General features: G+C 39.7%; 11 protein-coding genes. All 11 read right to left on the bottom strand.

Features of this window, described 5'->3' with window-relative positions:
- Positions 1-355: 355 nt before the first annotated feature.
- Positions 356-1801 (bottom strand): DEAD/DEAH box helicase, encoded by a 1446-nt coding sequence (locus ACIQ0H_RS08950; RefSeq protein ID WP_403413519.1) that lies wholly within the window; start codon positions 1799-1801, stop codon positions 356-358.
- A gap of 195 nt (positions 1802-1996) precedes the next feature.
- Positions 1997-2872, bottom strand: a complete 876-nt coding sequence (locus ACIQ0H_RS08945; RefSeq protein ID WP_403413517.1) for an ROK family protein — start codon at positions 2870-2872, stop codon at positions 1997-1999.
- A gap of 17 nt (positions 2873-2889) precedes the next feature.
- Complete coding sequence (locus ACIQ0H_RS08940) at positions 2890-3813, bottom strand: ROK family protein (RefSeq protein ID WP_403413515.1); 924 nt, start codon at positions 3811-3813, stop codon at positions 2890-2892.
- 17 nt (positions 3814-3830) lie between these two features.
- Positions 3831-5243 (bottom strand): glycoside hydrolase family 1 protein, encoded by a 1413-nt coding sequence (locus ACIQ0H_RS08935; RefSeq protein ID WP_403413513.1) that lies wholly within the window; start codon positions 5241-5243, stop codon positions 3831-3833.
- Between the two features lie 30 nt (positions 5244-5273).
- Positions 5274-6788, bottom strand: a complete 1515-nt coding sequence (locus tag ACIQ0H_RS08930) for a response regulator (protein ID WP_403413511.1) — start codon at positions 6786-6788, stop codon at positions 5274-5276.
- Positions 6781-8520, bottom strand: coding sequence for a sensor histidine kinase (locus ACIQ0H_RS08925; RefSeq protein ID WP_403413509.1), 1740 nt, complete (start codon positions 8518-8520; stop codon positions 6781-6783). Before ACIQ0H_RS08925 ends, ACIQ0H_RS08930 begins: the two co-directional genes overlap by 8 nt.
- A gap of 313 nt (positions 8521-8833) precedes the next feature.
- A complete protein-coding gene (locus ACIQ0H_RS08920) occupies positions 8834-10285 on the bottom strand; it encodes an ABC transporter substrate-binding protein (protein ID WP_403413507.1) in 1452 nt (483 codons plus the stop codon).
- A 24-nt stretch (positions 10286-10309) separates the two neighbouring features.
- Positions 10310-11299: a carbohydrate ABC transporter permease gene (locus ACIQ0H_RS08915; RefSeq protein ID WP_403413505.1), complete on the bottom strand. Its 990-nt coding sequence runs from the start codon at positions 11297-11299 to the stop codon at positions 10310-10312.
- Between the two features lie 68 nt (positions 11300-11367).
- Positions 11368-12297 (bottom strand): ABC transporter permease, encoded by a 930-nt coding sequence (locus tag ACIQ0H_RS08910; protein WP_403413503.1) that lies wholly within the window; start codon positions 12295-12297, stop codon positions 11368-11370.
- Between the two features lie 200 nt (positions 12298-12497).
- Entirely contained in the window at positions 12498-15608 is a 3111-nt protein-coding gene (locus ACIQ0H_RS08905) for an alpha-mannosidase (RefSeq protein WP_403413501.1), read from the bottom strand.
- A 24-nt stretch (positions 15609-15632) separates the two neighbouring features.
- On the bottom strand, positions 15633-16250 hold the full coding sequence (locus ACIQ0H_RS08900) for a YesL family protein (RefSeq protein ID WP_403413499.1): 618 nt from the start codon (positions 16248-16250) through the stop codon (positions 15633-15635).
- Positions 16251-16262: the final 12 nt, after the last annotated feature.

Raw genomic sequence — 16262 nt, 5'->3', positions numbered from 1 at the left:
TCATCCCAATAATAGCCATCATGACTTTAGTAGTCAAGTTATTATAGTTATATAGTTATAAATACTTTCCATAATAAATATACAAACGTTCTAAACGGCCTATTTGCATTTTATTCAAATCGAAATATCACGCCATTAATACGTTCTCTAAACTTTTTTAGGAATGGTCACTATGTTACCCCCATTCAAACAGGTTGTTAGTCAGGTCGAATTATAAGAAAAAAGAAAAGCATCGCTAAATGCGATGCTCTAGTAAGGTGCTAATCGAAACCATTTGGTACGTTTAATATGTTATTTATACCACTTCGCTGAATCCCAGATATAGGGTTCAGTCTTAATTGTTGTGGTCTATATTTTATTTATTCGCTTTATGCACTTTCAATTGCTTGCCTTTTACAGTCGTCGTTCTCATTGCATCCAACACAAGTTTTCCCTTGCCATTGAGTATATCAATATACGTCTCGGTATCTTGGATTTTAATGATGCCAATATCTTCACCCGTAACGCCCGGAATGTTTGTAATGGTACCCACAAAGTCAAATGCCCGTAGCTTTTTCTTTTTGCCACCATTGAAATACAGCTTCATAATATCTTTGTCCACAAGGGCACTTTTCGTCTTTTTCAACTTGGGAATGCGCTCCATTTTTTCAATGAACGCATCCTTTGCCGCCTCAACGGATTGACGGGATGGTGCATTTCTTTGCGGAATTTCAAAACCTATATATGCCTCAATATCCGCTAGGAATTTATCTTCATTAGGCGTGACAAACGAAATTGCCTTCCCTCTTTTACCCGCTCGTCCTGTTCGTCCTACTCTGTGAACGTAACTTTCAGTCTCTAAAGGAATATCATAATTAATGACATGTGTAATGCTATCAATATCAATCCCGCGTGCTGCAACATCAGTCGCCACCAAGTAACGGAACTCACCGCGTTTGAACGCATCTATTACAGTAAAGCGATCTTCCTGCATCATGCCGCCATGTAGTTTATCGCATGTATAAAAAAACTTCTCAAGCTGTTCAGTAACCCCATCCACCTGGTCCTTCGTCCGACAGAATACGATACAGCTGTCCGGATTTTCAACAACTGTCACATCACGCAACAAATCAAATTTCTGCTGCTCTCTAACGACAATCAACGAATGGTCGATTTGATCCGTTAACGTTACAGTTGAAGCAATCTCAATATTTTTCGGATTGAGTAAGTATTTACTACTCAATTTCGCTATTTTCTCTGGAAGTGTCGCAGAAAAAAGCATCGTCGTTCTATTTTTCGGCAATTGACTAATGATTGACTCGACTTGGTCAATAAAGCCCATATTCAACATTTCATCGGCTTCATCTAACACCAAATAATCGATTTTATCGAGCACCAATGTCCCACGCTCGATATGATCGAAAACGCGCCCCGGTGTCCCAACAACGACGTGGCATTTTTGCTTGAGCTCTTCCTTTTGATAAGCAAAAGGATGCTTACCGTATACCGCAGCTGCTTTAATCCGCTTAAAGCGACCAATGTTCGTTATATCGTCCTTGACCTGATCGGCCAATTCACGTGTCGGCGTTAAAATAAGTGCCTGTGGCTTATTCTCATCCCAGTTCACCATTTCACAAATCGGAATCCCAAACGCAGCCGTTTTACCGCTTCCCGTCTGTGATTTAACAACCAAATCATGACGATCTAATGCAACAGGAATTACGTTCTCCTGCACCTCCGTCGGAGAAGAATAACCGAGCCCGTCTAGCGCTCGTATAATTTCGTTACTTAATCGATAATCTTGAAAGTTCATTCTCTTCAACCTCACATTCTTCGTACATTATCCCATGAACAGGCTATATACGTCAGTATAGAGATTATTATGATTTTTGAAAAGCGCTGGGCATCTGTAACTCCTAGGCGCTGGAGCTGGACACTGACAAATTGATTAGCCAGACGTACCGTTCGGTATACGACGGTTCACCCTTTTTAAAATCGTGACTGCAATCGACAATCATCAGATTTTTAAAGAGTTATGATTAAATGCCTGATGGGCTAGCAACAGCGAACCCGTAATCCCGGCATCATCTCCTAGTCCAGGGCTAACGATGTATTCAGATAGCTCCGGCAATTCAACATACCCTCCCATAAGCTCCGGTAAGTACTTATAAACTGAAGCAAATACTTGTTTCTGTTTCAACACGCCGCCACCAAGAATAATCTTTTTGGGTGAAAGGATCAAGATATACTGCATAAGTGCTTGCGCGATATAATAGCCCTCCAATTCCCATACTTCCTGCTTGTCTACCAAATCAATCCCTTTTTTACCCCAGCGCCCCTCAATCGCGGGACCTGCCGCTAAACCTTCCAAACAGTCGCTGTGATAATGACATTTACCTTGATAGTTGTCATCTGGATGGCGTCTTACGAGAATATGGCCCATTTCTGGGTGTGACAATCCTTGAAGCAACTTACCTTGAACGACTGCGCCGGCTCCGACTCCAGTGCCAACCGTTATGTATAAGCAGCTATCCAGCCCTTTGGCAGCACCGTGGACAGACTCCCCGAGAGCTGCCGCATTCACGTCAGTGTTGAAACCAATAGGCACTGAAAAAGCATCTTTCATCGCTTGCAAAAAATGATAGTTTCGCCACGGCAATTTTGGCGTAGAAGTAATCATTCCATAAGTTGGACTCTCCTCATTAATATCAATCGGACCAAATGAGCCGACACCTATCGCATCCAGTTGATATTTTTCAAAAAAAGTGATGACCTGCGCCATCGTCTCCTCCGGCACGGTAGTAGGAATCGAAATTCGCTCTATAATAATCCCTTTCTCATCACCCACCGCACAAACAAATTTTGTTCCTCCAGCTTCAATTGCACCAAACATATTTAGCTTCCTCCCGATTATGAGATTATTGATGGTTCATGCACTTTTAGGAAATGAAACAAGGCTCCTATTAAATTAGCATCATTGTCAAATTGACAAGCTTCAACTTCAATCGTTAACGTTGAAGTATCATCTTTTAATAACGATAATTCAGCATTAATGCCCTCAGTGACTTCCTTACGCTTACTAATCCCGCCGCCAATAAGAATTTTTTCAGGGTCAAGCGAATACTGCAAATTGTAAATGCCAATCGCTAGTTTTTTATAAAACTGCCTAATACTTTCTTGGGCCGCTACATCTTTTGATTCGGCTAGATGAAATACTTCTTCCCCAGTTAATGTCCCCATTGGTAGTGATTTTTTCGCTTCTAGTTCAGTAACGAGTGCTCGGGTAGAGGCCGTTAGACTCCAAGTAGATTGAAGATCCTTTTTACCTGATGACCTGCTCGCGTCGTTCATAATCATATAGCCAAACTCTCCACCATGCAGATTTGCCCCACGCAAAATAGAATGATTCATAACGATACTTCCGCCAATTCCAGTTCCAATGACAATACAGATGTAATAATCCGTATCTTTTGCTGCACCAATCCAGCCCTCTGCCAGAGCAGCACAATTGGCATCATTTTCAATTGTTACGGGAAGCCCTGTCCGTTGTCGTATTAGATCCGTCATGCAGACGCCGTGTATATAAGGAATTGCGCTTGCCCCACCAATAAACCCGGTCTTTGTATTTACGGCACCTGGGGAACTTATGGCAATCCCCCTCAAATCAAATGCATTTTCAAATTCATTTACAATGTTATGAATGTCCTCTAAAAAAATCTCCAAATCGTCTTGTGGAGTTGGTACTTTGCCGCTTGCAAGCTTCTCTGCCCCTTCGTTCATGACGGAGTATTTTATGTAAGTCCCGCCAACATCGAATACCATATAGGCTTTCATCTTTCATTCCCCCGGCCTCAAAAACCATTGTTTTCAGATAATTGTTTATACCATCTTCCCGATTTTTTCACTGTTCGTTTGAAGTCCTGTTGTAAATCTACTTCTACTAATCCATAGCGATTTTTATAGGCATTGGCCCAAGACCAGTTATCCATAAATGTCCATAAGTGATAACCGAGACAATTGGCCCCTTCTTGAATCCCTTTATGCATCCATTTCAAATGTTCTTGGATAAATTCAATGCGATAATCATCCTCTATGAACCCTTCAGCATTGCGGAATTTCTCTTCCCCTTCCACGCCCATACCATTCTCGGAGATGAAAAACGGAAGATTTCCATAGTTATCGCGCAGATCGACCATAATGTCATAAATCACTTCTTCACAGATTTCCCAACCGCGATGTGGGTTGATTTTACGCCCCGGCATAATATAAGGATCGAATAGATGCTCTGGCATAAATGCCTCTCCATCCGGAATCGGTGTTTCTTTCGCCTTTACTCGACGCGGCTGGTAGTAGTTGACGCCTAACATATCGATTGGATTATTTTTAATGACTGTTAAATCATCTGCTTCTATAATAGGTAGCAGATTTCGCTCCCGTAAAATCTCAACTAAGTCTTTCGGATATTCACCCTTCGTCACCGGGTCAAGGAAGCTACGATTAAAAATTAAATCGGCAATATGAGCAGCCTTCACATCTTCAACGTCTTCACTTCTCGGATAAGAGGGTGTCAAGTTAAGAATAATCCCGATTTCCCCGTCTAACTGCAACTTTTTAAAAGCCTCGACTGCCCTAGCGTGAGCAACAACCGTATTGTGGGCTACTTGCGCCCCACGTTTGAAATCGACGATTTTCGGATAATGCCATTGATATAAATAACTCGCTTCAACCGGGACAATCGGTTCATTGAATGTGAACCAATATTTCACACGGTCTCCAAATAAACGAAAGCAGGTTGTAGCAAAATTCACGTAGGCATCCACCACTTCTCGACTTTCCCATCCGCCTTTTTCCTGCATACACATTGGCATATCGAAGTGATATAAATTGATAAACGGCTCAATGTCATTGGCAATAAGTTCATCAATCACCCGCCCATAAAAATCAACTGCTAACTGATTCACCTCTCCAACACCATCTGGTATTAACCGTGACCATTGAATCGAAGTGCGGAATGAATTATGACCCGTTTTTTTCATAAGTGCTATATCATGTCTGTAGCGATGATAGAAATCAGAAGTATTTTCGGGTCCAACTCCATTATGGAAACTTTCTGGATCAATGCTGTGCCAATAATCCCACATACTTGGTTTTCTTCCATCCACTTGAGCAGCTCCTTCTGTTTGAGGACCAGATGCCGCACTCCCCCACCAAAAATTCTCCGGAAATGAATAAGTCGTTTTACTTTCTACATTCGTATTTTCCATATGCTATCACCCGTTTCTTGTAGTTTACATTTAGATTTTTCTCCATTCACTCGGCGTAATTCCTACAACTCTTCTAAACTGCTTATAAAAATAAGTAGAATCAGAGTACCCTACTTTTTTACCGATTTCCCCCGCACGGAAATGCGTTGTTTTTAACAATTCCTTTGCCTTTTCCAGTCGATAATGATTTATATAATCAGAGAAGACAACGCCCACTTCCTTCTGAAATAATTGCCCTAGATAGATCGTATTGACATGGAATTGCTGTCCCAATGTTTTTAATGATAATCCCTCATCATAATGGGTATGAATATGGTTCAAGACATTTTGGACTATTGGACTCCGCATATGACCTTGATTTTGGATTGTTAACATTAATTCCTGACAGTAGTCCTGTAAAATCACTTTCAATTGCTGAATAGCTGTCGCATACACCATTCGTTCAACGGATGCCGTATAAAGTGGCAGTTCATCAGGCTGTATCGAATAATGAATGTAGGACATCAGATCCAAAACATATTTTTTCGCTACTTGTGGAGAAATATATTTCGACTTCTTTGTCACACTGTCCAAGAAAATTTCAATCATATCTAATGCGGCTTCATCCCCATGTAACAGTGCCTTGACTAAACTTTCCTTAAATTCTTGTTTTCTTTTTACTTCCTCCTGCCGATTGATGGCTAGTCCATCTGAAATAAGGACGTTAGGTTCTAAATATAGCTGCATGAGATTATGCTCCCTAGCGAGTGAATAGCTTTCTTCTAGTCCCTCTATCGCCGTAATTGTTCTTCCCATAGATACATAAAATGAACCTGTTTCCCATTGGCCATCCCTAAGTTTTTCCACTAAACTTTGATTTTGGTTGACGACATCTTGCTTGCTCATCCCGCCAAAGATGACTATCAATTCTTGGTTAGGGCTATAAAAACAGACGGCGTTATAGTGTTCTTCTATAAAATCTCGAATCCTTTTTGTCACTGCAAGGTCCTGAAAATATTCGAAACTTAAAATTGAAATCGTATAATACGGCTCGTGAAACTGGATATTATAAAGGGCTAATCGCTCTAGACAATCATTTTTTTCAATTTCTCCATTGAGAAATCGCCAAAGTGTATTGTCCATTAATGTAATCGAATCCTCACTTGGCATAGGTGCTACTTCTACAGACGCCAAATTCAACTTACGGCCTATATTTTGAACAGACATCAATAACTCTTCCTCATCCACCGGTTTTACCAAATAGTTTTCGATGCCTAATCGTAGACCCTCTTTTATATAATCGAACTCTTGATAACCGGTTAGCACGATACTTTTCATGTGAGGTTGGATATTTTTCGCTTCTTTAATTAATTCCAATCCAGAAATTTCCAACATCCTAATATCAGTAATCAACAGGTCAATTTGATGTTCTTGTATATAGGTAAGCGCTTCTTCCCCGCTTTCTGCCGTATAGACAATTTCAAACCCATAATCCTCCCAGTCTAACAATGCTTGAAGTCCAAGGGTTATCATTGGCTCATCATCTGCCAACAATACCTTAAACATGATAGTTCCCCTGTACCGGAATAGATAGTGTCACAATCGTTCCCTGGTCTTTGATACTCTTTAGTGCAATGCCAAATTGTTCGCCATATTTTAGCTTTAGTCGTTGATGAATATTTCTTAATCCGATTGATTTCATTTCATCACCCTCATCAAGATTAATATGTCGCAAAATAGTTGAAAGTTCTACTTCCGTCATTCCTTTTCCATTGTCTTCCACTCGCACTGTAATCATATCACCTAGCTTTACTGCTCGAATAATTAATGTATTGTCCGACTGACCTTTTTTGAAGCCGTGAATAAAGTAATTTTCAATAATCGGTTGTAAAATAAGTTTTTGTACCATAATTTGTTCCACTTCACTCGGAATATCAAAATACACTTGCAATTTATTTGGAAATTTGAATTGCATTAATGATATATATTGATTCAAGTATTCAATTTCTGTATAAAGTGGCACTACGTCTTTTGATTCCAATGAATAGCGAAAGAGCTTAGATAAATGGAATATCATTTTACCGGAAGTTTTCGATCCTTCCATTACCGCTACCATTCGGATTGCTTCTAGTGTATTGAACAAAAAATGCGGATCAATCTGTGCTTGTAGCGCTTTCAATTCTGCGTGCTGTTGCTTCAGATTCAACAAATAGAACTGTTCAATATAATTGTTCAATTCTTCTAACATTGAATTGATATTAACGGCAATTTTCGATAATTCATCATCATGTTTGGATTCCGGAATCCTTGCGTTAAGATTTCCATTTTCCACCTGACGTATAATCGAAATAATATTTGTAATTCTCCTCGAATAATTATGAGTAAAGGAATATGAAATTAAAATAGCAACAGCAATGAGTAAAGTAATCACGATCCACATCGTTCCCCTGACAATCGAGAGCTTCTTCCAACCTTTGTCTGGGATTACACTTACATACGTAAAGTCTCCACTATTAGCAACCGTGTTAATGTAGTAGTTGTCATGCTGCCATTTCATTTTCGTTTCATTTGTTCGAAGACTTACATTCTCTAGCAAATTTGAGGGAGTACCTTTATCACTTGAATATATACTCTTCCCTTCATTGTCGAGTAGAAAATAGGTAGCAAGAGCGCCTTCATGTCTATTTAACATGTTATCTAATTGTTCTGTTGTATAGTAAAATGAGATTTCCCCTATTTTTGTTAGTGTTATTGGGTTATTTATATCAATTTTTTTCGTAATTGTATTTGTTAACTCACGACTATTTGGTAAATAATTCGTACTTTCTCTCCACCGCGTATAATTATTAATCAACAAATATTCGATAGCGGGATTTTCCAAAGAACGTAAACTAATCGCATTAAGATCGTTATCTTGACTAAAATAACTGGTAAAGTATATCTCTATATTACTTGGTATAAATGAATCTTTATCGGAAAATTTATCTAACCTGTATTCTATGTATTCTCCATAGCCATTGTTAAGGGCATAAGAAATATCCTCAAGCATATCCCCTCTACTATACAAATCCTTCATCGCTCTGTTAATATCTGCGTCTTTAGCATTGAAGTAATCTTCTACCCTCTCCAATGTTCTCGTACTAATATTAACTTCTTTTTGGATAATAATATCCGAATAATAATTCGTAATGGTAACGATTAAAATAATGACCGTCGTAATGATTGTGATGGATGAAATGAGAAATAACTTATTAAAGATATTTTGCGTAGTAAATCGACCTTTTCTTCTTATTTTCATGTTGAAGTCCTCAAATTTACATTTATTTTCTTCAAGCATATCACAATAAAATAGGGCTTCAAGATAGATAATGACACAAAATCAAGCTGGAGTATTTCCTCCAGCTTGACGTTATCTGAATTCAGCAGAAGACCGCCACTTCCATAAGTGGCGGACTGAATGAAGGATGCTTTTCATTCAGTGGAAGTTCGAACCCCTGCTGAATCCAGATAAAGCCTCCGGCGGATGTCACGGATTTTGAAAGGAGTTAATCGAGCAAGCTCGATTCAAAATCCGGACACAATCCCGCCGAGGCGTGATTGATTGTTATTTATTACTGATCTTTTTTCCACTCATCATACTGCTTTTGAATTTCTTGGAGCACTTTATCTATGCCCGCTTCTTTTAACTTCTTATTGTATTTAGGCAAATATACTTCTGGATCAACAGAACCTGTTGCCAATGCTGGATAGAATTCTTTCGAAATATTTGTAATCGCTGCGATTTCTGCTCTCACCGCTGCATTGTTAAAGTGGAATCCAAGCGTTGGTGCAGCGGTTGCTGATTCGTTAAATACTTTAAATTGATCCCATTTGTCTACTGGGTCCGTGTCATATAAATATAACGTAAAGAAGTTACCAATTGAATACGTTGGAATGTTATAACTTTCGATACGTGCTGGAAGGTCTTTAATCCTTCCGTCTTCATTCTTCTCATAGTGAACGCCTTCAAGTCCTTTGTCCACTAGGTTACGTAGGTAAGGGTCTGTGTTCAATAAGTTTAAAAACTCCATTGCTTTTTCAGGATTTTTTGATGTTGCTGAAATCGCTTGAATAGACCCAGAAACAGAATCATTAATTGTCACAGGTTGTTCAGCTGGAACAGAAACAAGTTCATATTTTGCAGCCCGACTCCATAGTAAATCAGCATATGGCTGTGAATCACCCAAGCGGACAAACCAGTTTGCTACATCTAATGGCCAACTATCTTTACTCGTTGCAGCATCTTCTTTTAAGTAGCCAGCTTTATAATACTTATGCATCGTTTTGTAGATTTCCATCGTTAAGTCAGATTCGAATGGGTTAATGACATGGTCAGTGTCCCCTTCAAATGGGATACCAAACGGCATTTCATTGTTGAAAATATAGTCATATGGTAAGTATGCTTTAGATGTTGCCATAGGTGTAACGCCCGGCTCATTTTCTTTAATGATTTTCAACATTGGTTCCAAATCTTCCAACGTTTTTACTGTTGACAAATCGAAGCCATATTTTTCAGCTAGAACGTTATTGAACGTATAAACCGTTTGTCTAGCAGCCTCTTTGTTGGCAGGAATACCATACACTTGACCATCAATTTTGACACCTTCTAATAGGGCAGGGTCAAGCGTTTCTTTTAGTTCTTTCCCTTCGTTCTCTAACAAATCATCAAGTGCTATGAACGCACCTTTTTGGGCATTTTGAACATATTTAGTTCCACTTGCAAAGATAATATCTACTGGTTCACCAGAGTTAATCATTACTTGAGATTTTTGATCCCAATCTCCCCAGTCAATTTGCGTCATTTTAACTGTCGCATTAATTTCTTCTTTCAAATACTTATTCACTTCTTCAAATACTTTTTCAGTATCTTTTTGTGGAGTTCCGATGGTATACCATTTAATTTCATATGGCTGTCCATCTTTTCCTCCCCCATCCGACGAAGAACTATCTTTACCGCCACAAGCAGCAAGGATGGTTCCAACAGCTAGCAATAACGCAAGTAACATTGTAAACCTTTTGTTCATAGTTTTTTCTCCCCTTTTCTTGTTTTATTCTTTCACGCCACCAATTGTCAATCCGCCAATAAAATACTTTTGGAAGAATGGGTACGATACAGCAATTGGTAAAGTGGCGATTACAACCATAGCCATTTTGGCTGATTCTTGTGGCAATGTATCAAATAGACTTTGCTGCATTAAACCAACTTCCACATTTTGTCGCATGAATTCTAGATTTGCCTCAATTTTCATAAGTAACGCTTGAAGCGGTACCAATTTCGGATCATCTATATAGAGTAATGCCGTAAACCAATCATTCCAGTAACCTAATGTGCTGAAAAGTGCGATTGTGGCAATACCCGGCAGTGACAGTGGGAAAACGATTTGGAAAAAGATTCTCCATTCACTAGCTCCGTCAATTCGGGCAGACTCCAATATAGACTCTGAAACGGATTTCATGAAGAAGGTTCTCATAATAATTATGTAGAAAGCGTTCATCGCAAGTGGCAGGATCAAAGCCCAAATCGTGTTTTTTAACCCTAAAAATTGTGTAACGACGATATAGGTCGGAACCAATCCACCGCTAAATAGCATTGTGAAAAATGCTAGCATTGTGAAAAATCTTCTGTATTTAAACTGCGGTCTCGAGATTGCATAAGAGTAAAAGGAAATCATTAAAACACTAACGATTGTTCCAACAACCGTTACGATAATCGTTATACCGTAAGAACCAAGTAGTTGCTCTTTAACACCCCATAAATAGTGATATGCATCCATACTCCACTCAGATGGAATGATTTGGAACCCGTTTCTTACAATACTTTCCTCACTCGTAAAGGAAATGATAATAACGTAGAGAAACGGAAAGACACACATGAAGGTAAACACACCAAGAAAAATACTAAAAATCGAATTCGCTACTGGATGGAGTGCGTGAGGATCTCTTAGCTTTTTTCGCTTAAATCCCCCTCCGTCTTTCTTTACATTCAATGGCTGTGATTCGTTGCCTGAGACTTGAGCTTCGTTTAGATTATTTGGCATATAGTTAGCCGCCGAGCGACTTTCCCTCCTTTCTAAGTAAGGACAAATTGTTCCACCGCTGTGTCAGGTTAGAACAATGCACTTTCTTCATCTACTTTTCGAACAATATAGTTGGTAATTAGAACGAGGGCCAAACCAACGACAGATTGATAAAGACCGGCTGCTGTACTCATCCCAATATCTCCAAGTGTCATCAAGCCCCGGAAGACAAATGTATCAATAACGTTTGTCACTGCGTATAGTGTGCCTGAATCGCGTGGTACTTGATAAAACAAACCGAAATCCGAGTTAAAAATGCGTCCGACGTTCATAATCGTCAAAATAATCATCAATGGTTTCAACATTGGTAGCGTAATGTGCTTAATTTGCTTCCATTTTGAAGCTCCGTCAATCATTGCAGCCTCGTAATACGCTCTGTCAATACCAACGATGGATGCAAGATAGACAATACTACCATAGCCGACCCCTTTCCATAAGCTCATGAATACTAAAATGTACGGCCAATACTTTGGCTCGTTGTACCATGAAACAGGGTCAATATTAAACCAGCCTAGAACACTATTTAACAATCCACTGTCTGCGCTAAGGAAGGTGAAGACAAAATAACTACCGATAACCCAAGATATAAAATGGGGAAATAGCATCCCCGTCTGATACACTTTAGAAAGTCTTTTGTTCACCAACTCACTAAGTATGATGGCCGTTCCAACCGCTGCCACAAGACCTAGTACAATAAACACCAGATTGTACAAAATTGTATTTCTTGTAATGATTAAGGCGTCATTCGTACTAAATAAGTATTTAAAGTTGTCCCATCCAACCCATTCACTAGTGATAACGCTCGCAAAGAAACCATCCGGGTGAATTCGAAAATCTTTAAAGGCTAACACCTGACCGAACATTGGCAAATAGGCAAACAATAAAAGCCAAATTGTTCCGGGCAAAACCATGATTAACCACACTTTATTTCTATAAATATCTTTCAATATCTTTTTCATCATTTTCCTCCTCCCACCCAATGTAAGCACTTCCATAACTCTAGTTTATAGTTCTAAGTAAGCTAATGGTAGTTGACTAATTTAGAATTAACTGAAAAAACCTTAGATTTCATCAATAATTTGTATAGTTTTTTAATTGGTGTTCCTGAAAAAAAATAGAAAAGGCCGACCGGAATATTCCAGCCGGCACTCTTCACTTCTTATACGATTCGAATTGTTTTGATTTCATACGGTTTGATCGCAAACTCAATTGATGAATCAGCCGCCGTGCCAATCGGCTCTTCCATTAGGTCCGTCTCAACCCAAGACGTAAACCCTTTTGGAATCGTTAACGCCACATCGCCTCTTCGTCCTTCATATTCATGGAGGCGAATAATCAGGCCATTACCGTCGTAGGCGGGCTTAATCGCATCAATCCATACATGATCAGCATCCATCTCAACAAACGAATCTTCCATTGTCCACTTACCTTCTACAGCCAAAATGGGATCGTTCAAATCCCAAGCTTTTTCCACAGTTTTTGCCTGACGCCAATCGCCAGCATGTGGATACAATGAGTAAACAAAAGAATGCGCGCCTTGGTCGGCCTCTGGGTCTGGATGTATAGCAGATTTCAGTAGCGTTAATCGCATCACATTCTCTTTAATATCGTAACCGTACTTAGAATCATTCAACAAACTAACCCCGTAATCAGGCTCCGATAGATCAGCCCATTGGTGGCCAACCGTTTCGAATTTCGCCATATCCCAGCTCGTATTCCAATGTGTTGGGCGCTTCACGTTCCCATATTGCACATCATAAGTCGCCTCTGTTGCACGAATATCAACAGGGAAAGCAACTTTCAATAATTTTCTCTTTTCATGCCAGTCAACATTCGTTTCAAAATCAATGCGGCGATCATTTTTATAGAAAACAATTCGCTGTGAAATGTCGGAATGATGATAGTTCCAAGTAACAAGTAAGCTGAAAACAAGCTCACCGTCTTCCTCTACTTCAAACGTACCAATATTACGGATTTCCTCCATCTTTTCCTGATAGAAAATATCAATATCCCAAGCATCGTGAGCAAGCGGCTTATCTTCAAAAATTTGCAGAACATTGCCCTTCTCCCCATCAGCTAATACATGGCGCTGTGCTTCTTTATCAAATAGTTTTGTCATTTGACCAAACTCATTCCACTCAATGGAATAATAAGGCGTTTCCAATTGTCGGTTCTCATAACGGAAATCCGTTGCCGATTCTTCAACAATTTCAAGAGGTTCGAAAGACAATTGTTTTGCGCCAAATGATGGTAGAGAATCCACTTCAACCAACCACCCATCCGAACGTTTTTGGTGGTGTAACACCTTGCCACTGTCATCCTTCCAAATACCAGCATCAACATCAGCAAACTGAGAAATGAAGACATTTCTTCCGCTTGTCAGATGCGTCGAATTAATGGCCACTACTGAATGACCTACTTGTTCAATCCCATTGTCAATAATTCGTGCTTCAAGTCCAGTAACGAGTTGGAGTGCCTCCTCATATTCTTCTCTAGCATCATCATAGACTTCTTTAATCGACGATCCAGGAATAATATCATGGAATTGATTTCTTAAAATAATTTTCCAACCTTCTTTTAGCTCATCTACTCCGAGCCATGCACCATGTTCAGATAGCCAAGAGGTGAAAAATTCAGTTCTACGATACAATAGTTCCAATTTACGATTCATTCTTTTCACATGTGCTTGGCTTGTATACGTTCCACGGTGGTATTCCAAGTACAATTCGCCATCCCATTTATGAATATAGCCATCCGAATCAGCTACATTTTGATGCAATTTATCGAAAAACTCTCCTGCTGTTGAAGTCTTAACATTTGGCATCCCCGGTAGCTGATCAAAACGCCTTCTCATTTCAAGCATATGACGATTGACACCGCCGCCGCCATCGCCGTATCCGTAGGAAAGAAGCAGGTCCTTCGACAAATCCTTGTCGCGATAGCCTTCCCAAATACCTTTCACCGTTTTAGCCGTAATGTAGCCATTATACGTATAGAACCAAGAGTCTGGACCATTCCATGGTTCAGGCGTCGTGATAAAGTGCGTTAAAATTTCAGAGCCGTCAATCCCTTTCCAATAAAAGGTATCATGTGGCATTCTGTTATATTGGTTCCAACTGATTTTTGTCGTCATCATTGTTTTGATGCCAGACTTGGTCAAAATTTGTGGCAGTGCCCAACTATAACCGAACACATCTGGGAGCCATAAATACTCGCAATCTACGCCAAATTCTTCTTGGAAATATTTTTTCCCATGTAGGATTTGACGTACTAACGACTCCCCACTCGGGATATTACAGTCTGCTTCCAACCACATTGCACCGCCCGCTTCCCACTGAGCAGCAGCAACTCGTTCCTTTATTTGTTCATATATCTCCGGATAGTCATCCTTTATATAATCATAAAGTTGTGGCTGTGTTTGTAAAAATAAATAGTCAGGGAACTGCTTCATTAAATGGAGCACCGTCGAAAACGAGCGTGCTGATTTTTCTCTCGTATTTTTTAATCGCCATAGCCAAGCAACGTCAATATGGGTATGTCCAACTGTATGTATCGTAATCTCAGAAGTTTTATCAATCGCTTGTAGCGCCTCTGTAAGAACTTCCTCCGCTTCGTAGCAGGATTCATAAAATTCTGCACTGCCTGGCTCTGTCCAATCAATGCACTGTAAAGCATTTTGAAGTAGCCCTTTTAATTGCATATAAGCAGGATCTGCTTCGTTTGTTTCTTTTAGAGCTTCGTATGCCGCTAGAAGCGTGTAGTATAGATTATCAACTTTTGTATCAAGCCAGCCGATTTGTGCCTGTTGAAGTTTAAATTCGTTTTCAACAGGAACGCCGCCACCCTCATATCCAGACCACAGTCTGAAATCTAAGCGCATTGGCCCGTTACCCGTTTCTTGATCAAACAGGACTTCCTCATGATTGGAGTCTACACCTTGGTACGGCTTCCCATTGACAAATAATAACGATTCAAATCCTGAGTTATTGCCGCCTCCCGTTTTACCAAAAGAGAAAAGACCAACAATTTGCTGACCATTGTTCACTAGATGGCCATCGACATCAGCATTGAGCCAAATATAACGGTCACGACCCTTCCAATGGTCGCCAATCTTCATTGTGGATTGTCCATCATAAGCTACTGGTGGATGGGCTCCGATTTCACCGTCATCCTCTTGGCTATTAAACTGCTCAATCGTCACACAGCCACGATAGCGATACCCTTCTAATTCATTAATACGTGCCTCAAATTTTCTTTCAGTAAGAAACATATCTTCACCCCACGAAATCATTTTTTATTGCTGACTGACCATTTTTTCAAGCTTTTGGAATCTATTCATACATACCACCATCACCCAGTACGCTGGTGCAACTCCAGAAATAAATAACAACAGTCCTGGTAGCTTAAAAATTAGAAATCCTACCATAAATAACCCGGCACCTATCCAAATCGTGGATGAAATACTTGTTGCCGCATAGAAAAAAGATTGTTTAATATAATCCTTAGTAGATAATTCATAATGAGCATAAAGCGCAAAGAAATAGCCAACTGATAATACTAGTAAAATAGAAACTACATATAAAAACACGAGTAGGAAGATGGAGAACATTCCTGTCATAAGCTCCATGACAATCCGGATATCAATAAAAAAGAAAATCCCGAGAGCATAATACACAAGAGCGATTCCATTTGTTCGTTTCCATTCTTTAAAATAAACTCGACTAAATGTCTTCCAAAGGGGAGCATCGGTATCTTTTTTCAACCATTTCCGGACAATTGTAAAAAGGGCGACAGATGCTGGAAAAAATCCAAAGATCCCTAATCCTAGAATCGTAAAGCCAATCCAGCAGAAATTTATCGCGACGACCCTCCAAATCCATTCCAACACAGTCATCCATGAACCTTTTTTCATCATCTTCACCCT

Origin of the sequence: Sporosarcina sp. NPDC096371, assembly GCF_044762865.1 — a bacterium.
Classification (GTDB): Bacteria; Bacillota; Bacilli; order Bacillales_A; family Planococcaceae; genus Sporosarcina.
Note: the sequence above shows the minus strand (reverse complement) of the source record. Positions and strands in the feature narration are given on the sequence as shown.

Bases quoted from the DNA above. Each gene is read 5' to 3' on its own strand.
- ACIQ0H_RS08945 (WP_403413517.1), bottom strand. From the start codon at position 2,872: ATGTTTGGTGCAATTGAAGCTGGAGGAACAAAATTTGTTTGTGCGGTG.
- ACIQ0H_RS08940 (WP_403413515.1), bottom strand. From the start codon at position 3,813: ATGAAAGCCTATATGGTATTCGATGTTGGCGGGACTTACATAAAATAC.
- ACIQ0H_RS08935 (WP_403413513.1), bottom strand. From the start codon at position 5,243: ATGGAAAATACGAATGTAGAAAGTAAAACGACTTATTCATTTCCGGAG.
- ACIQ0H_RS08930 (WP_403413511.1), bottom strand. From the start codon at position 6,788: ATGTTTAAGGTATTGTTGGCAGATGATGAGCCAATGATAACCCTTGGA.
- ACIQ0H_RS08925 (WP_403413509.1), bottom strand. From the start codon at position 8,520: ATGAAAATAAGAAGAAAAGGTCGATTTACTACGCAAAATATCTTTAAT.
- ACIQ0H_RS08920 (WP_403413507.1), bottom strand. From the start codon at position 10,285: ATGAACAAAAGGTTTACAATGTTACTTGCGTTATTGCTAGCTGTTGGA.
- ACIQ0H_RS08915 (WP_403413505.1), bottom strand. From the start codon at position 11,299: ATGCCAAATAATCTAAACGAAGCTCAAGTCTCAGGCAACGAATCACAG.
- ACIQ0H_RS08910 (WP_403413503.1), bottom strand. From the start codon at position 12,297: ATGAAAAAGATATTGAAAGATATTTATAGAAATAAAGTGTGGTTAATC.
- ACIQ0H_RS08905 (WP_403413501.1), bottom strand. From the start codon at position 15,608: ATGTTTCTTACTGAAAGAAAATTTGAGGCACGTATTAATGAATTAGAA.
- ACIQ0H_RS08900 (WP_403413499.1), bottom strand. From the start codon at position 16,250: ATGAAAAAAGGTTCATGGATGACTGTGTTGGAATGGATTTGGAGGGTC.